Origin of the sequence: Leptospira perolatii, from assembly GCF_002811875.1 — a bacterium.
Taxonomy (GTDB): Bacteria; Spirochaetota; Leptospiria; order Leptospirales; family Leptospiraceae; genus Leptospira_B; species Leptospira_B perolatii.
The window spans coordinates 90,954-108,819 of the sequence record NZ_NPDZ01000011.1 but is presented as its reverse complement, the minus strand read 5'-3'; the positions used below and the strand labels follow the sequence as shown (position 1 = coordinate 108,819).

General features: G+C 43.1%; 13 protein-coding genes. 8 read left to right on the top strand and 5 right to left on the bottom strand.

All coding sequences use genetic code 11. The features are described 5' to 3' along the window. The first annotated feature begins 3 nt into the window (after positions 1-3). The gene (locus CH373_RS15345) at positions 4-1,107 is read left to right on the top strand and encodes a cation diffusion facilitator family transporter (protein WP_100714032.1); all 1,104 of its coding nucleotides are present in this window, start codon (positions 4-6) and stop codon (positions 1,105-1,107) included. A 29-nt stretch (positions 1,108-1,136) separates the two neighbouring features. Here CH373_RS15345 and CH373_RS15340 read toward each other — a convergent pair whose 3' ends face one another. Both CH373_RS15340 and uvrA read right to left on the bottom strand, forming a co-directional pair. Further along, the gene (locus CH373_RS15340; protein WP_243393429.1) at positions 1,137-2,198 is read right to left on the bottom strand and encodes an acyl-CoA dehydrogenase family protein; all 1,062 of its coding nucleotides are present in this window, start codon (positions 2,196-2,198) and stop codon (positions 1,137-1,139) included. Between the two features lie 44 nt (positions 2,199-2,242). Further along, the gene (uvrA, locus tag CH373_RS15335) at positions 2,243-5,071 is read right to left on the bottom strand and encodes an excinuclease ABC subunit UvrA (RefSeq protein ID WP_100714031.1); all 2,829 of its coding nucleotides are present in this window, start codon (positions 5,069-5,071) and stop codon (positions 2,243-2,245) included. 125 nt (positions 5,072-5,196) lie between these two features. Between uvrA and CH373_RS15330 the strand changes: the two genes are divergently transcribed. Further along, positions 5,197-6,933: a S49 family peptidase gene (locus tag CH373_RS15330; RefSeq protein WP_100714030.1), complete on the top strand. Its 1,737-nt coding sequence runs from the start codon at positions 5,197-5,199 to the stop codon at positions 6,931-6,933. A 23-nt stretch (positions 6,934-6,956) separates the two neighbouring features. Here the strand turns inward: CH373_RS15330 and CH373_RS15325 are convergent, their stop codons facing one another. Together CH373_RS15325 and CH373_RS15320 are read right to left on the bottom strand one after the other, a co-directional pair. Continuing rightward, positions 6,957-7,907 carry an L-threonylcarbamoyladenylate synthase gene (locus CH373_RS15325; RefSeq protein WP_100714029.1) on the bottom strand — a complete coding sequence of 317 codons (951 nt, stop codon included), beginning with the start codon at positions 7,905-7,907 and terminating at the stop codon, positions 6,957-6,959. Beyond that, positions 7,894-9,495 (bottom strand): glycosyl hydrolase family 18 protein, encoded by a 1,602-nt coding sequence (locus tag CH373_RS15320; RefSeq protein WP_243393428.1) that lies wholly within the window; start codon positions 9,493-9,495, stop codon positions 7,894-7,896. The genes CH373_RS15325 and CH373_RS15320 overlap by 14 nt, the downstream gene beginning before the upstream one ends. Before the next feature lie 150 nt (positions 9,496-9,645). Here CH373_RS15320 and CH373_RS15315 point away from each other — a divergent pair, with 150 nt between their 5' ends. Then, positions 9,646-10,347, top strand: coding sequence for a queuosine precursor transporter (locus CH373_RS15315; protein ID WP_100714027.1), 702 nt, complete (start codon positions 9,646-9,648; stop codon positions 10,345-10,347). Between the two features lie 43 nt (positions 10,348-10,390). Here the strand turns inward: CH373_RS15315 and CH373_RS15310 are convergent, their stop codons facing one another. Continuing rightward, a complete protein-coding gene (locus CH373_RS15310; RefSeq protein WP_100714116.1) occupies positions 10,391-10,738 on the bottom strand; it encodes a hypothetical protein in 348 nt (115 codons plus the stop codon). 100 nt (positions 10,739-10,838) lie between these two features. Between CH373_RS15310 and CH373_RS15305 the strand changes: the two genes are divergently transcribed. The 5 genes from CH373_RS15305 (at position 10,839) to CH373_RS15285 (ending at position 17,862) form a co-directional block, all read left to right on the top strand. Further along, positions 10,839-12,356, top strand: coding sequence for a 2-isopropylmalate synthase (locus tag CH373_RS15305; RefSeq protein ID WP_100714026.1), 1,518 nt, complete (start codon positions 10,839-10,841; stop codon positions 12,354-12,356). 226 nt (positions 12,357-12,582) lie between these two features. Beyond that, complete coding sequence (locus tag CH373_RS15300) at positions 12,583-14,607, top strand: oxidoreductase (protein WP_100714115.1); 2,025 nt, start codon at positions 12,583-12,585, stop codon at positions 14,605-14,607. A gap of 316 nt (positions 14,608-14,923) precedes the next feature. Continuing rightward, positions 14,924-15,259, top strand: coding sequence for an LIC14007 family protein (locus tag CH373_RS15295; RefSeq protein ID WP_100714025.1), 336 nt, complete (start codon positions 14,924-14,926; stop codon positions 15,257-15,259). 111 nt (positions 15,260-15,370) lie between these two features. Beyond that, a complete protein-coding gene (locus CH373_RS15290; protein ID WP_100714024.1) occupies positions 15,371-15,844 on the top strand; it encodes an FKBP-type peptidyl-prolyl cis-trans isomerase in 474 nt (157 codons plus the stop codon). A gap of 8 nt (positions 15,845-15,852) precedes the next feature. Beyond that, positions 15,853-17,862 carry an ATP-dependent helicase gene (locus CH373_RS15285; RefSeq protein ID WP_100714023.1) on the top strand — a complete coding sequence of 670 codons (2,010 nt, stop codon included), beginning with the start codon at positions 15,853-15,855 and terminating at the stop codon, positions 17,860-17,862. The last annotated feature ends 4 nt before the right edge of the window (positions 17,863-17,866 follow it).

Genomic DNA, 17,866 nt, shown 5'->3' with positions numbered 1-17,866 from the left:
TTTATGGTGAATCGCGCTAGTAAGAAAAAATCAGAATCGAAAGGGGTTCCGGACAAGAAGCAGTTCTTGGAATCCAATCCATTCTTAAACCAAACTATAATTCGTCCTAAACAGAAAGGTGCTCTTCGCTCTCTTGTTTTCGCATTCTTTTTATCCTTTTTGATTTTTGCCTGGGAAATTTGGGGTTCCGCTCAAAGCAAAAGTCTGGCCCTACTTGCGGATGCAGGTCATGTTGTTACCGACTCATTTGCATTCTTACTTAGCATAACTGCTGTTATACTATCCGAAAGAAGACCGAACTTAAAAATGAATTTCGGATACTTTCGAGTGGAGGTATTCACCGCATTTTTGAACTCAGTTCTAATTTTCGGAATTTCAGGTTTTATACTTTGGGAGGCAGTGGAAAGACTTCAGACCGGAGAAAAGATCATCCCTGATTTGATGCTCTTTTACAGTTTCGGAACGATTCTGTTGAATCTAGTTTCTGTCTGGGTACTGAGCAGAATCGCAGGCGACAATATTAATTTAAAATCTGCTTATATACACGTGCTCAGCGATCTTTTCGCGACTATCGCGGTATTCCTAGGTTCCATAGTCATTCGGTTTACCGGTTGGAACTGGGTGGATCCTATTTTGAGCGTTCTTTTGTCCTTTATCATTCTAAAGTCCGCATGGTCCATTTTAAAAGAAAGTCTATCTATTCTTTTAGAAGCATCTCCAACTCACAGCGAGTGGGAGCACTTGAAAAAAGATATTCTGGAAACACAAGGTGTAGAAGGAATCCTGAGCGCACATACTTGGAGTTTAACCAAAGGAATTCATGCCTGCGCTTTTAGGCTAAAAATCTCTAGTAAATCATCTTCTCAGAATATATTAACTTCTTTATATTCTCTTTTACGCAAAGAATGGGAATTCGAACAGATTTACCTTCAATTGGAAGACGAAAAGACGACGGAAGCGCTAAATACGATCCTTGCCAAGACGATTCATGAACTGGAGCCGGAAGAATGGGGACATTCCCACTACCATCCGCATGTGCACCAAGGGAATGACGGACACGACCACTCTCACCATCAACACGGTCGAAACCATAAGCACACTCATTAAAAAGACTGTAAATCGGCTTAGTTCTGCGTTCAGGCGATCTTTCCTTTTTTCCAGGACCGCGCCTGTTTCAATCTATTTTTAAAATAAACCGGACTCTTTGTTGGATGAATCGATAGGAATAATTCAAAATCGGGAAATTCCTTTTTGCGATCATAGTCGGGAATAGAATCCAAGATTTCAGTGCAGAGATCCAAGGTAGTCTCATAGCCATAGGGATGATCTTCTTCGATTCTATAATTTTTACTTTGATCCTTTTTTTCAGAAATTTCCAAGCATTTGGATAACAATAACCCCGAAAGGTCCCAAAGCCTCTCAATATTCTGCATAATCTCTCTTGAATCAGATCTCGAAGCCAAATCATATACGATTTTCCGAATAGACCCGCAGAACAGAACGGCTGCACTTAACATTTCCGATAAATGTACATCAGGGCCGATTGCGGAGTAATCCGGTAGGAAAAGGTAGGAAGAAGGAACTATAAGATTCGAAGCGGATAGTTTGCAATGAGTCGCTTCTTTCGCGAATTCCAGATGGAACTCCTCGATTTTCAATCCTGGAATATTTCGTGGAATATAAAAAATTCCGTAAGGAAAATCTGCTTCGCCCTTCAAAACGATAAAAAAGTTCTCCGCATCCGCACCGTTTGTCAAAAATCCTTTCTCGAAAGAAAGTTCGTATTCCCCGCTTGGGAGTCTCTTGGCGACCGATTGTATATTCTGGATTCTCCCCATCCAGCCAGACTCGCTTACGCCGAAGGAGGCGATTTCCAGTCCGTCTGTTAAACGATTTAAGATTTTGTTTGCGATCTCTCTTGTCTCTTGTTTTGCAAAAGAATTCTCAGAGTCTCTTGTTAACCTGAGAATCTTTCCGGCGATATTTGTCTGGGCCATTAGCCCGACTCCTACGCCGATCCCGTGCGGTAGAAGTGGAATTTGCGAAAGCTTAGTATGAAACTCTTTAAAGCTTCCTCCACTAAGAGCATCCAAGAGTCCTGCATTCTGTAATACAGGAAGAGAAAGTTTGTATACGGAACGAAATTCTTCGGAAGGAATCGAAGAAAGTTTTTGAGCTAATTCATCCAGTGAATTCACTCCCAACTGTTTTCCAAATCGAGACCCTCTGGTCTACTAATATCTCAATTTTTGCCGTTATTCCCGAGAATCTTTTTCAAATATTGTCCGGTGAAGGAGTTCTTTACTTTAGATACTTCTGTAGGAGTTCCTTCCGCAATCAATTGTCCTCCCCCTTCCCCTCCTTCCGGGCCCATGTCCAAGATCCAATCCGCTTGCTTGATCACGTCCAGATTGTGTTCGATCACGATCATAGAATTTCCCCTGTCGACCAAGGTGTGCAATACAGTGAGCAAATGCTTGACATCTTCAAAATGAAGACCTGTGGTTGGCTCGTCCAAAATGTAAAGAGTCTTACCGGTAGCTCTCTTTGACAATTCGGTCGCAAGTTTGATCCTCTGTGCTTCTCCACCGGAAAAGGTAGTCGCGGGCTGACCTAATTTGATATAACCAAGACCTACTTCCATGAGTGTTTCCAACTTCCTCTTGAGCGTAGGAATATTTTCGAAAAATTGGACAGCCTCCTCTATGGTCATCTCAAGAACTTCGAAGACATTCTTTCCTTTGTATTTTACTTCTAATGTTTCTTGGTTGTATCTCTTTCCTTTGCAAGAATCGCAGACCACATACACGTCCGGCAAAAAGTGCATTTCGATTTTTAAGATTCCATCCCCTTCGCAGGTCTCGCACCTTCCTCCGCTCACGTTAAAACTGAATCTTCCCGGGGCATATCCTCTCAATTTGGAATCTTCTACACCGGAAAACAGTTCTCGAACCGGAGTAAATATCCCGGTATAAGTAGCCGGGTTAGAGCGAGGAGTTCGCCCGATCGGAGACTGGTCTATATTGATCACCTTATCGATTTCTTCCAGTCCTTGTATCTTGTCGTGCTTTCCCGGAAGGGTGCGCATTTTCATAACCTTTTGTGCGGCCGCATTGTACAAAATATCGTTGATCAAGGTGGATTTTCCAGATCCGGATACTCCTGTCACTACTACAAGCCTTCCTAAAGGAAGCGTAATATTAATATTTTTTAAATTGTTTTCCTTTGCACCTAGGATTTTGATTAGCTTTCCATTTCCGTTTCTGAGCTGGGCAGGCACAGGAATATTCAAGCGCCCCGAAAGATACTTTCCAGTGAGAGAATTCTTGCTCTTAGATACATCTGTGGGAGTTCCTTCGCAAACTATCTCACCACCGTGAACTCCCGCACCTGGGCCCATATCTATGAGCCAGTCTGCTTCTTCCATCGTCTCGTGGTCGTGCTCTACTACCAAAACGGTATTTCCCAGGTCCCGCAAATCCTTGAGAGTGTGGATCAATTTAGAATTATCTCTTTGGTGCAATCCGATGGAAGGTTCATCTAAAATATATAATACACCTTGGAGTCTGGACCCGATTTGAGTAGCGAGTCTAATTCTTTGCGCTTCTCCGCCGGACAGTGAACCTGCACTCCGATCTAAGGTCAGATATCCTACTCCAACATCGTTCAAAAAGGTCAGCCTTTGTTGGATCTCCTTCAAGATCGGTTTTGCGATGATCTCCTCAGAACCTTTCGGTTTCATAGTTCGAACAAAACCCAAAGCCCTTTCCACGCTGTATCCGGTAAATTTGTCGATTGTAACGGATTCTACCTGCACAGCCAAGCTAACGGGCTTTAGGCGCCTTCCTTTGCAAGCCGGGCAAGGATGATTTGTCATAAACCCTTCTAAGATTTGCCTCCTGCCTTCCGAGGCTTCCTTAAACCTGCGTTGCAAATTCGGAATCACACCTTCAAATTCTCTAGTAAATTCGAATCTGGAATTCTCTTTCTTGAAATCGTATTCTATTTTTAAGTTCTTATCTCCGTAAAGTACTGTCTTCTTTACTTTTTCGGGGAGGTCCTTCCACGGAGTATTATAATTAAATTTTAAAGTCTTTGCCATCGAATGAACCGTGGTCAAAAACCAGTAGCTATTGCTCTTAGAGCCAGACCAAGCTTCGATACAACCTTCCACCAAAGAAAGCTCCGGATCAGTAACAAGCAGATCCTCGTCAAATTCTAGCAGGCTACCGAGACCATCGCAGGTTTCGCAGGCACCATAGGGAGAATTAAAAGAAAATAATCTAGGAGATAATTCCGGTAATGATTCGTCCGGGTGATTCGGGCACGCGAGCTTTTGGGAAAAAAGATGGTCCTTCTTTCCATCATCTACGATCAGACTGCCTTCGGATTGCTTGAGAGCAGTTTCCACAGAATCAGCGAGACGGGACCGAATCCCGTCCTTCATTACGATTCTATCAACTACGATATCAATAGTGGCTTTAAAACTTTTTTTGAAAGTGATCTCTTCGTCTAAAGTCTTCGTCTCTCCGTTGATTCTTACTCTATGAAAACCGTCTTTTCTGATTTTATCGATCACATCCTTGTGCTCCCCCTTTTTGCCGGAAACAATAGGAGATAGAATTTGGATCTTAGTGCCTTCCGGATACGAAAGGATTTTCTCGGTGATTTGATCCACGGAAGACGACTGAATCGGAGTCCCACATACGGGACAGTGCGGCTTTCCGATTCTAGCGTATAACAAGCGTAAGTAGTCGTAAATCTCAGTAACAGTTCCTACTGTAGATCGAGGGTTTCTGTGAGTCGTTTTTTGTTCGATGGAAATCGCCGGGGACAAACCTTCGATCAAATCCAAGTCAGGCTTTTCCATTTGTCCTAGGAATTGCCGTGCATAAGAAGAAAGGCTCTCTACGTATCTTCTCTGTCCTTCTGCATAAATCGTATCGAAAGCCAAGGAGGATTTCCCGGAGCCGGAAAGCCCTGTGATCACCACCAACTTGTCCCTAGGAATATCCAGATTGATATTTTTGAGATTGTGCTCTCTTGCACCGCGTATCCGGATATGATCCAAGTTTTTAACCCTACCTTGGTTCAGAGAATTCTGATCGCAGTGGCCTGGAAAGTCGTTTTCAAAAACGAATTTTACGTTTTCCGTCTCTTATATTCAAAATACTTTGGTCGGTTTAAGGATCTAAAATGCTCGCGAAACTCCTCTATCTTCTTTTATTACCGGTTCGGACTCTGTTCTACTTTTGGCGTTTGGTGAGTTTTCGAATTCGAAAGGGCGACCATTTTTTCTTGGATGTCCCCTCCTCCTTTTCTTATGATAAAAAATCCTTTTTTATTAAGTTCTTTTTAGCAAAAGAAGAGAATCCATTCTTCGTAGATTTCCTGATCGGACTTAGAACCCTCTCTAGAGTGAAAGGACTCAGGAAAATATCTCTTCATTTTGAATTACCTGAATATGGTTATGGAGAGGTCTGGAACCTATGCCAGTCCATACTTTCCTTGAAGAAAAAAGGAATTAAAGTCGCCGGTTATTCCTTAGGAGGAGGAGTGAAATCTCTTTTACTACTCTCACATTGCGATGAACGTTATTCCTCTTCAGCTTCAGAATTCTTTCCGGTCTTACCTTCTGCGGAGCCTTACTTTTTTGGAGGAACTGCAAAAAAATTCGGAGTGAATGTAGAGGCGTATGCAAGCGGAGCTTTTAAAGCTTTTGGAGAAACTTTTCAAAGAACCTCCTTTTCCCCACCTGCCAAAAAGAATTTGGAGTCGTTGCTTTCGGACCAAAAACAATTTTTGGAAGAGTCCTTTCGCGCCACCTCAGGACTGAAACTTTCCTTGCTCGAAGAACCAATTTTGACAGCGGAACAGCTCTATCAAAACAAATTTCTTACGGATCTTATCGAAGAAGATAGCTTCAGAGACAATTATACATTCAAAGATTATAATAGTCCAAACCCCGACCTGAAAGTGAAGCCGGACTATAAATCACTCAGCGTCAAGGCTCTAATATTACACTCAAAGCTGGAACAGTTCAAGTTACTCCCGAAATTCAGTCCGATTGTAGTTGTCCTTCCCATCCAAGGAAATATACTCCCTGATTTAGGTAGAGAAGAGGATTTTAGGTCTAGACAAGTATCTTACAGATATTATAAAAACATACTAAAGGATCTGAAAGAGGATCCAAAAGTCTCTGCGGTAGTCTTAGAGATGAATTCCCCGGGAGGTTCCGCTCTGGTTTCGGAACTACTTTACAGAGAAATAAAGAAAGTCTCCGAAGTAAAACCGGTATATACCTACGTTCTGAATGTAGCAGCTTCGGGCGGATATTATCTGGCTTGCGGCAGCCATGAGATACATTCTTCACCATATTCGATCGTAGGATCCATCGGAGCCGTAATGCTACGCTTGGACATGAAAGGTCTGTACGAGAAAGTCGGGGTGAAAAAAGAACGGATAGGATTTTATCCATACAGAGAGATATTATCCGAATACGGCAAGCTAGGCAAAAACTCCGAACAGTTTCTAAAAAAGGAAGTACTTCGTTCCAGAGACCAGTTTTATCAAAGAGTGATTGAATCTCGCAAAACTAGCCACAAAGAGCTCGAATCAAAATGGGGAGAAGGCAGAGTTTTTATAGGCAAAACCTTTCAAAAGGCAGGTTTTATAGATTCTTGTTCTTCTTTATTAGAAATTCTAGATAAAGCGAAGGCAAAAATCGGAGCTAAAAATATCAGAATCAAATATTGGCCGGGAACCTATTCCTGGAAGGATCTGATTCATGATCTGCGGCCTGGACTCGCACAAAAGACTATCCTATCCAGATTTTCCTTTTTGGAAGAGGCGGTAAAAACTTTCGCAAATTCTAGGGGAAATCTTTACTATTCGGATCTAGCAGTCTCGATTCTGGAAAAGGAAATCAATTAAACTGAAAATCACAGGAGGAAGTATTAATTTTCTCCGCTACCTTCGCTGGCTTTTCGAATCCGATTCAGAAGTGCCTCTTCACCTGGAGCTTTGGAAGGATGCATGCAAACCGCGAGCTCTAATTTCTTCTTATCGCAGTCTCTGAAAAAAGAATAGAGCTCCTTCATGTATTCGTGATTGTCCTTTACATTTACAGAATATTCCCAAAGGGCACCGATCCCTATACCGATCACACCTATCATTGGTTTTGATTCAGGGAATGTATCGCTCAAAATCACCTTGCAATCAGGTGCATAATGTCTGTATTTCATCCCTGGACTAGAAGGCTTTTCAGAAAAAGCCTGAGGGTCAGCAGATTCCAAATTCGGATAGATCGCTTTTAGATCTTCTAAATCATAAAATCCTGGTCGTAAAATTCTAGGCGGGTTTGCGGTTCCATCTAGCACCGTGGATTCTATTCCGATTTTAGGCTCCTCTCCCTTCAGGATCAAATCCACTTTGCCGGAAAATTCTTCAACTGCGTCGTTAAATCTAGTGATGGAGGGTCTGCCTGATAAATTCGCGGAAGGAGCAGAAACAGGTCCCCCAAAGCTCTGGAGCATTTCTCTCGCACTGGAATTCTCCGGGACTCGGATCGCTATGGTCGCTAAGCCTGAAGAAAAGGTGGTTTGATCCTTCTTTTTACCGACCAAAGTAAGGGGACCTGGCATAAACAAGTCCAATAGTTTTTCAAAAGATTCAGGTAATTCTACAATTTCATGAATTTCTAATACTTGAGCCACATGAACGATCAACGGATTGTCCGAAGGACGGTTCTTGATCTTGTAAATTCTATGGCAAGCTTCGTGGTTTCTGGAGTCTGCGCCGATTCCGTAGACTGTTTCCGTGGGAAAGACCACGATCCCACCTTGGCGGAGCGTCGAAGCTGCTTCGATAGGATCTTCCGAAATCTTGGTCTTTTTATTTTCGAACAAGGTCCTCTGTGTTCTTAGCCTCTTCACCTTGCTCTTCTTCAGGAGGAGATTGTTTTACGTCTTCTATCTTTGTCTTAGGCTGAGCTTTTTGCACAGGAGGAAGTTTGTTGGTAACAAGAAGCTCTAGATAGGTGTTGATTCCAGGGTCATTGTCCGAGAGCAATTGCCAAAAAGAAAATCCACCTATGTCGTAGGATCTGAGAAGGGTCATCTTTTCTTCAAATGCTTTGCGATTCATAAAGAACGCAACTCGGTCACAACCTTCTGAGTGATACCAAATGCTCGGATCTTCATAGGTTTTTCCGGTGTGAACCCAGCTAAACTTGGAAAGATTGCTCCAGGTCGCGGAACTCTTGTTAGCCGCTAGCACCTGATCGATATTCGTAGGTTGCCTAGTCACACCAATTTGCTGTTTTCTTAATGCATCCGACCAATATACCGATTTGATCTTTGCGTTACAGTTTAAAGCCCAATCGTATCCGTACGTCGGAATCGCCATAAACAATTTTTTGGAAGGAACTCTTTCCTTCGCATATTCTATAATATTGCGGATCCAGACATTCGGCGCCTGAGGTCCAGGTCCGGGATTTCTGTATTTTCTAGGGTGCAACTCATACGCCATGACTTTGATACGATCCGCGTGCTGAGCTAAAAACTCGTAGTCGTGAGTCATCGGCCCTCTCCAGTTTTCTGCAAAGTCTACGCTGATTTTAGACTTTAGACCAGAGCAGTTCTTTTGAACCGTTTTTTTGGCGTTCGTTTTTGGATGCACAGCTACTGAGAGTAATTTACCGCGCTTGTGTACTTCCTTAGAGAGTAGAACGATAAACTCTTCGAACTTATCTTTCTTTTCGCAGCTCATACCTTCATAATCGATATCTATCCCGTCGTATCCGTAGGTATCGATTTCATATAAAATATTCTGAATATGCTTATCTCGAATATCGGATCTTCCGTTCATTCCGATATTTTCGGAGATCTTCTCGAATTTATTCTCCCAGCGAAAAATAGTCGGAATGATCTTCACATTCGGATTCAAGGATCTCAATTCTGCGACTCTTGCGTGCTTTTGGGTAGGCCCCCAAAGTGAATACAGGTCTCCAGAATTAGTAGACCTTCCCTTGAAACCATAGATAAACGGATGGATTTCATTGTACAAATGAACTGTACGTTTCATCGCTTCGTAGTCCGAAAACCAGGTAGAAGCCTTGAATTGTACATCCTCTTCACTCTGAGGCTCAGAGGAAGAAGACCCGGAACCGCCGCTTTCTCCTTGAGAAAGCAATTCGGAGCTGTTCCACCATTTTCGGACGTTATCATATAACAGCGAAAGGCTGCTCGGACCAGATTCCGATTTTACGCTCGAATTCGCAAATTGCACAGTTTGAACCTGTTGCGCTTGAGAATGTGGAGCTCCTGCATTCGATTTGAGGGCTTGTAATCCGAAATAAAACGAAACTCCGGAAAGTAAAATCCAGGAAACAGATACAAAGACTGTCTGCCAAACATTGGTTTTCTTTTTCTGGAACGGAATGGGGCGGATTAGTTCCGCTAGCGGTTGTTGGTCTTCTTGTTGTATTTTTTTCATTGGAGCTCTATTTATATATCGAATCGCGGAGAGAAAAAATAAAGCTCCGACTTGCTTCCAGGGATTCGTATCCGTCCCCGATGTCAAACCTTTGTTGAAAACCTGCTTTCTTTGATTGACACCCATATCTTTAAGACATATTCTTCCGCGATGGAATTCCATCGCCCTTTCAAACTATATTTTGTACTGAGCGCACTCTTCCTTACTTTCTTGATCCTGGCCGAGCTGACCGGCTCAAAATGGATACAATCCTTCGGATTTACGATGACCATAGGTGTGATTCCCTTTCCGGTCACATTTATCGTCACAGACTTGCTCAATGAGTATTATGGACGAAGAGGAGTGCGTTATCTCACCATTGTAGGCATGGGAATGATCGTATTTGCCTACTTTCTCATCCAACTGGACCTAGGAATCCCGGCTGTATCGAATTCTCCGGTAGATGACCATTCATTTCAGACAGTTTTTGCCAATTCGGGGCGAGTCATCGCAGGATCTGTGGTTGCCTACTTGCTCGGACAACTTTTGGATATTCAGGTATTTCACTTTCTCCGAATGAGAACGAAAAACAGATTCATTTGGCTCAGGGCAACTGGATCCACGATTATCTCTCAACTTTTGGATTCTTATGTCGTGATCTTTATCGCCTACTTCGGGCAGTATGAATTCGAGACTCTGAATAAGATTTCGTCCACGAACTTTCTCTATAAACTCGGAATCGCAATCGCGATCACTCCGGTCATCTACCTTGCACATTCATTGATAGAAAGATACCTGGGAGAAGACGCAAAAAAGCTTTCCGAAAGGGCTCTCAAGGAAGGAAAAGAGTACCAGCAACCCTTCCCCGGTTAGAGACTCCGTATTCCTCCACGAATGAGAAATTTGACTTTCGCAACTAACCTTCCCCGGAATCGAAGAGCCAAATTCTGTTCTTCCAGGGATCAAGAAAGGAAATATACCTTTCTAGCGTGGCCTCTAACACAAATCCGTTGGAAACTAGAAGTTCGGTCCATTTGGGCCAACGGGTAGAATCTAGTCTGAAAACCAGGGTTCCGGGTTGCACCGGGCAATTCTCACTTTCCTTACTGAATATGATTCTAATCTGATTTTGTAACAGTAGTTCTGAGTGCGGAACTGACGATTGGATGATGGTGCCATCAAAGATTTGGGAATATAGTTGGGAGGCTATATTGCAATCGTTTGCTCGAAACGAAAATGCGTAGAATTCGGGTGCATCTAGCATATAATTTTCCAAGGAACTGATTCTGGATGAATCAGGAATATTATTCAGTTTACTTTGCAATTTGTGCAAGAAATTTGGAAAGAAAAGATTAGGTAGCAAAATGAAGTCTGCATTGGATTACGTTCGAATTTTTGATACTACCCTGAGAGACGGAGAGCAATGTCCTGGGGCGGCCATGAGCGAAAACGAAAAGATAGAAATCGCGCTTCACTTGGCCCAGATGAATGTAGATGTGATTGAAGCAGGCTTTCCGGTGTCTTCTCCAGTGCAATTCAAGGCTGTCCAAAGAATCGCTACGGAAGTAGAAGGTCCCATCATTACTGCTCTGGCCCGTGCTACCAGAGGAGACATCGAATCTGCAGCAAACGCGATCCGACCCGCCAAACACAAAAGAATTCATACATTTATAGCTTCTTCTCCGATCCATATGAAATTCAAATTAGGAAAGGAGCCTGCAGAAGTACTAAAAATGGCTGTAGAAGCAGTAAAGATCTGCAGAGATTTTGTAGAAGATGTGGAATTTTCTCCGGAAGATGCGACTCGCTCCGAGCAATCCTTTCTACGTGAGCTTTGTGAAGCCGTGATCGAAGCAGGCGCGACCACGATTAATATTCCGGATACTGTAGGATACACAACTCCTTACGAGTACGGGGAACTTTTCAAATTTCTGATCCAAAATGTTCGAAGTTCCGACAGGGCTATCTTCTCCGCGCATTGTCACAACGACCTCGGACTCGCCACTGCGAACAGTCTTGCCGCCATCCGAAACGGAGCGAGACAAGTAGAATGCACCGTAAACGGAATCGGCGAGAGAGCCGGAAACACCGCCATGGAAGAAGTAGTCATGGCTCTGAAAACCAGAAAGGACACTTTCGGAATCCAAACCAAAATTAAAACGGAAGAAATCGCAAAAGCTTCCTACTTAGTAAAAACGATTACCGGAATGGTGGTCCAACCGAACAAGGCGATTGTAGGAGCGAACGCTTTTGCTCACGAGTCCGGAATCCACCAGGATGGGGTCATCAAAAACAGGGAAACCTACGAAATCATGAAGCCTGAAACAGTCGGAGTACTTTCCAATCGAATGGTACTCGGAAGACATAGCGGAAGGGCCGGATTCAAAGACAGGATCGTGAGGCTCGGATTCGATCCGCAACCAGAAGAATTAGAATCTGCCTACCAGAGATTCTTAGAAATCGCGGATAGAAAAAAAGAAGTCTTCGACGAGGACATACGCGCACTATTTGCGGATGAATCTAGAAAATCCTTGGATGATCGATACTTATTAGAAAGTTTTCATGTAACTACCGGAACCAAAAGCACTCCAACTGCGAGCATTCGAATTTCTGTGCTCGGACAATCCAAGGAAGAATCTGCGACAGGAGACGGACCGGTGGATGCTATCTTCAAGTCCATCCAAAAGGCAATCGGCTCCGACGCGCAACTTTCTAGACTAGTCATTTCTCCAGTCACCGAAGGCCAAGATGCTTTGGCCGAAGCTTCCGTTACTTTGGAAAGAAATGGAGAAAGAGTCGTAGGAAAAGGAAGCTCTACCGACATCATAGAAGCCTGCTCCCGCGCTTATATTTCCGCCCTTAACCGATTTTCTTTGAGCTAGGATGTATCAGCGTGGGGCGAGGGTTGCGATTTCCGAATCCCACTTTAAAAAGTTTACGATACGCGAGAATGGACGCAATTTAGAGCCTTAATTTTCCGAAAACCGAATGCCGTTAGGCAAAATTAAAGCTAGGATTTTTGATTACGGAAAAAGCCCGCTTTTGAAAATGGGAAAATGTCTAAAAAGTAGTACACTCGTTCTACTTGCACCTCGGAGAAATCCACTTATGTCTACCCTAAACAACTCTAGTATTTTTCAGCCTATTCAGATCGGTAACGAAACTCTGCCGCATAGAATTATCATGGGTTCCATGCACCTCGGTTTGGAAGGACTCCCCGAAACTGCGGATAGAATGATCGCTTTCTATGGAAAAAGATTCGATGGAGGAGCTTGTTTAATCACCACCGGAGGGATCGCGGTCAACTCTGCCGCAAAAGGATCCAATATTTTCTTTGATTTCCAAAAGGAAGAAGACTGTAAAGAGTTAGAGTTAGTCGCGCAAGCACTCAAACCGAAAGGAATCCTCTGTGCACAACTATTTCATGCAGGAAGATACGCATACTTGAGAGAGTTGGTTGCACCTTCTGCGATCCGCGCACCTATCAATCGATTTATTCCTAAAGAACTTTCCAACGAAGAAGCTTGGCAGACAATCCGAGACTTCGGTACCTCTGCCGCAAAAGCAAAGCAAATCGGATTCAGAGCTGTAGAAGTAATGGCCTCGGAAGGATATCTGGTGAACCAATTCTTTTCCGCAGTCACAAATAAGCGGACAGATGAATTTGGAGGAACTCCAGAGAATCGACGCAGATTTGCGATCGAAACGATGAAGGAGATCCGCAAACAAGTAGGTCCAGGTTACCCGGTGATCGTTCGTATGTCTGGAATCGACTTAATTCCGGGAAATCCCACCTTCGAAGAAGTTGTTTCTCTGGCGAAAGAATTAAAGGAAGCAGGAGCAGACGCACTCAATATCGGAATCGGTTGGCATGAATCTAGGATTCCAACCATTTCACAACTAGTCCCTAGGGGAGCTTGGGCAAAAATTGCAAGTAAGGTAAAAGCGGCAGTGCCTGGAATTCCTATCATCGCTTCCAATCGTATCAACATGCCAGAAACGATCGTAGAAGTACTTTCCTCTGGGGAAGCGGATATCGTGAGTATGGCAAGACCTTTCCTCGCAGACTCGGATATCGTGAACAAAATCCGTGTGAACGAAACTGAAAGAATCAATACATGTGTTGCCTGCAACCAAGCCTGCCTCGACCACACATTCAAAGAAGAAATGGTTTCTTGTCTCGTAAACCCTTCCGCAAATCGAGAACTCGAATGGAACCACCTTCCTTTAGCTCAGAAAAAGAGAGTCGTTGTCATAGGCTCCGGTCCGGGAGGATTGGAGTCCGCCAGAGTCTCTGCATTAAGAGGGCACGAAGTGATTCTGTTAGAGGCCACGGATACTTTAGGAGGCCAACTGAATCTTGCCGCAAAGATTCCGGGCAAGTTCGAATTCTATGAGACTGTCCGTTACTTCAAAAACGAATTACCAAAATTGAATGTAGATATTCGATTGAATACAAAAGCGAATTTGGAATTACTCGATTCTCTAAAACCGGATGCTGTGATTTTTGCCACCGGAGTCAAACCAAGAGAGTTAAACCTGCCTGGACTAGAAAATATTCCGCATGCAAACTATGTAGACTTCTTGAACGGCAAGTTCCAAGCAGGAAAATCAGTTGCGATCATCGGAGGTGGCGGAATCGGAGTCGACGTAGCTCACAAACTTACCGAAGAACAGGATCCGGATATACAGTCCTACTTTCATAGGTACAACGTAGATTCTTATACAAATGTAGGAATTCATCCAGAAGCAGGAAACAGGAAAGTATCCATTTTACGTAGAAATGGAAAAGTGGGAGCCGGACTCGGACAGACTACTTCTTGGGCGTTATTACAAGAGCTGCAATCCAAAGGAGTAGAATTTCTTTCTTCTCTAAATTATAAAGAAGTAAACAAGCAAGGACTCGTGATCGAATCCAAAAAGGAAGGCGAAAAAACAATTCCGTGCGACAGCGTGATTTTATGCGCCGGCCAATTGAGCGATGCAAGCTTATTCGAATCGTTTAAAAAGGAAAAACCGGAAATTCTCTCCTTTTTGATAGGCGGCGCGAAAGATTCAAGCGGCATAGATGCCAAAAGAGCAATGCTAGAAGGATATTTAGCCGCAATTCAAATCGGAACCGAAGGAAACTAGAACTCTCGAAGCGAGACTTTGCGAACTTTAGAGCGTATGTCTTTAAAGTACTCTAAAGTATACAGTCTAACGAACGTTACATTTTTCATTTGACCGTTATGCAATCGACGTAAAAAACGATCGGATCAATACTTCTATCCTGCCGATAAAGATTTGCTTCGAACGAAAATCCGTTCCGGGAAACTGTGTCTTTACTATGACAAATTCAGTCTTTCCCATTGACTTTTGGGAAGGATGGAGCTAGATGGAAGGAGGCCCCTCTTCCTGTCTGGGGTCGATTGATCCAATTGGAGCGATGGAGAACAGAGGATAAACGATGAAAGTTTACTCAGCAGAGAGAGTCCCAAATTCTGTGGATTTCAATCTTTATGTAACGGAGGGAAGTTCCAAGGACAGACTTGTAATTGAAGAACCGAACCTTCCCCAAATGACCGAAATGCCTGCTCAAGAAAGAGCAATTCGATGCGTCTGCTATTCTATTTTACTCAATTATACCGGTGATCCGAATTTCTCTGCGCGTCATACAAATCGTTTCCTTCACTTTCTGAGCGATATTATTCACAAGGATTCGTGGTTCTTTCTCGCGAATCGAATCGAGCTATTCATTAAGGAAGTAGAAAATTTCGGAGTGGAAATTTCGTATGACTTTTAGCAGGCTTCTAAAAATCTGATTGTCCCCTTACCCTAAAAATATATAGTAACTCTTACGGCGGTCCTGAAGCCTTCCACCACCGGAAATCCCAAACTTGGAGCCAAATCTTTCATGAAACCTAGAGTCGTCACTTTTCATTATACGCTTAAAGACAAAGATGGAAATCTTATCGATTCATCGGAAGGAAGCCACCCGCTTTCCTATTTGGAAGGTGGCGGACAAATTATTTCAGGACTTGAGGACGAAATCAAGAATCTGAAAGACGGAGACAAGAAAATCATTCCTGTATCTGCAGATAAGGCTTACGGAGTACGAAATCCAGATTTAGTCTTCGATGTACCTAAAAGCCAGTTCCCTCAAGATGAAGAATTGCAAGTAGGAATGATGTTCCAGACGGACGAACCTGAGACCATCTATACGATTACGGAAATCAAAGCAGAAACTATCATGGTCGACGGAAATCATCCTTTAGCCGGAGTAGATCTAGTGTTTGATGTTCAGATTATTACTACAAGGGAAGCAACGGACGAGGAAGTTTCGCACGGACATGTGCACGGTGAAGGAGGCCACCACCATCACCATTAATCCTTTCTATGCGAGAACTCGCAAAAGAACTAAACTCTAAGCAAATAGAAGCCGTAACAAGTATCCACGGCCCTGTGCTTGTAATCGCTGGGGCTGGCACTGGAAAAACAAATACCCTGGTCCACAGATTGGCACATCTAGTGGACTCTGAAATTCCCGCCGAACAAATCTTATTACTTACCTTTACCAGAAAAGCTTCTAGGGAAATGCTTTCAAGGGCGACAAGGCTCTTGGACCAAAGATGTTCGCAAGTACATGGCGGAACATTTCATTCTTTTTGCAGCCATATACTCAGAAAATACGGGCCTCTACTAGGAATTCACTCCCAGTTTTCTATTCTGGATGAGTCGGATTCTGTGGATATTCTTCAGCTGATTCGTACCGAAGGAGAATACGCGAGCCTCAAATCCAGATTCCCTTCGAATGAGATGCTCGTCTCAATGCAGTCTACTCTGATCAACACTTCCTCCTCCCTAGAAGATCTACTGAAACTGGAATATCCTAGATTTCTTTCGGTGGGCGAGCAAGTCCGAAAAATTTTGGAAGAATACAAGACTTATAAGAAATCCAGGTCCTTACTTGATTACGATGACCTATTAGTCTATGTTAGAGATCTACTCGTACAACACGAAGGTGTGCGCAAAAAACTTTCAGAATATTATCGATATATAATGATCGATGAATTTCAAGATACGAACAAACTTCAAGCCCATATAGCCTGCCTACTTGCATCTGAACACGAAAACATTTTCGTCGTGGGAGATGATGCCCAAAGTATCTATTCGTTCAGAGGAGCCAGTGTGAAGGGAATTTTTGATTTTCCGAAGATTTTCCCCAGCACAAAACTCATTTACTTGGAACAAAACTACCGTAGTACTCCTTCGATATTAAATTTCGCGAATGCGGTATTAGAAAACTTCTCCGAAAAATACGAAAAATATCTGTACACCAAAAATTCTGATTTGGGAAAGCCTACACTACTCGCCTTTTCCGACGAGTTGGAGGAAGCGGAAGGAATCGCAGATCTTATTTTGGAAAAGAGAGAAAACGGGATTTCTTTGAAGGATATCGCAGTTCTGTTTCGCTCCGGCTGGAATTCCACGCAATTAGAGTTGGTACTCACTAGAAGAAATATTCCCTACCAAAAATTCGGTGGCCGGAAGTTCGTAGAAAGCGCGCATGCTAAAGACCTTATCTCATTTTTGCGTATCCATGAGAATCCTTTTGATTCGGTATCATGGTTAAGAGTGTTGCTTTTGCTCCCTGGCATTGGAATTGCGAAGGCAAAGAATCTATTACAATTATTAGAACATGCTCAGGGAAGACTAGGTAAAGTTTTGGAATCTAGTAACTTTTCTTCCCAAAAACAACTGGCGGATTTATCTATTTTACAAAACTATAATAATTTGGCAGCAACCAAACTCATCGAAGGCTATATCGAGTTTTACAGACCGATATTAGAAAAGAAGTTCGACGATGCAAAGCAAAGATTAGAGGATTTGAATTCTTTTCTTTCTTTGTCGAAAAGATTCGACACCTTACACGAGTTTTTAGTGGAATTAAGCCTAGATGGTCCTGCCAAAAACTTAGACAAGTTAGAAGCAAGCAGCGAGACGGAGGAGCCTTTAACTTTATCCACGATTCATTCTGCAAAAGGTTTAGAGTTCGACTCAGTTTTTTTACTCAATGTAACCGAAGGTTCATTTCCCTCTAGCAAATCCCAAAAAAACATTGAAGAAGAACGAAGACTTTTTTATGTCGGAATCACTAGAGCCAAAAAAGATCTGAACTTGACTTATCCTCAGACTTCTACTTCCAGATTGGGAGTGCAGTTTAACCGGCTTTCTCGCTTTATTGAAGAGATCTCCAATCCGGAAAACGTATTCATTCGACAGTTTGCAAATCCTAGCTCAAAGTCCACTCAGAGTGTTCCAAATTCGCTTGAGACCAATCAAACGAATTTCGGTTCCGAAGAATCTGGGACCAGAAAAAGGATCCGAGATTTTTTTGGGTCCTAACAAA

Coding starts and splice junctions, on each gene's coding strand:
- CH373_RS15315 (WP_100714027.1), top strand. CDS start 9,646: ATGGAATTCCATCGCCCTTTCAAACTATATTTTGTACTGAGCGCACTC.
- CH373_RS15305 (WP_100714026.1), top strand. CDS start 10,839: ATGAAGTCTGCATTGGATTACGTTCGAATTTTTGATACTACCCTGAGA.
- CH373_RS15310 (WP_100714116.1), bottom strand. CDS start 10,738: ATGCTAGATGCACCCGAATTCTACGCATTTTCGTTTCGAGCAAACGAT.
- CH373_RS15330 (WP_100714030.1), top strand. CDS start 5,197: ATGCTCGCGAAACTCCTCTATCTTCTTTTATTACCGGTTCGGACTCTG.
- CH373_RS15320 (WP_243393428.1), bottom strand. CDS start 9,495: ATGAAAAAAATACAACAAGAAGACCAACAACCGCTAGCGGAACTAATC.
- CH373_RS15300 (WP_100714115.1), top strand. CDS start 12,583: ATGTCTACCCTAAACAACTCTAGTATTTTTCAGCCTATTCAGATCGGT.
- CH373_RS15295 (WP_100714025.1), top strand. CDS start 14,924: ATGAAAGTTTACTCAGCAGAGAGAGTCCCAAATTCTGTGGATTTCAAT.
- CH373_RS15285 (WP_100714023.1), top strand. CDS start 15,853: ATGCGAGAACTCGCAAAAGAACTAAACTCTAAGCAAATAGAAGCCGTA.
- CH373_RS15345 (WP_100714032.1), top strand. CDS start 4: ATGGTGAATCGCGCTAGTAAGAAAAAATCAGAATCGAAAGGGGTTCCG.
- CH373_RS15290 (WP_100714024.1), top strand. CDS start 15,371: ATGAAACCTAGAGTCGTCACTTTTCATTATACGCTTAAAGACAAAGAT.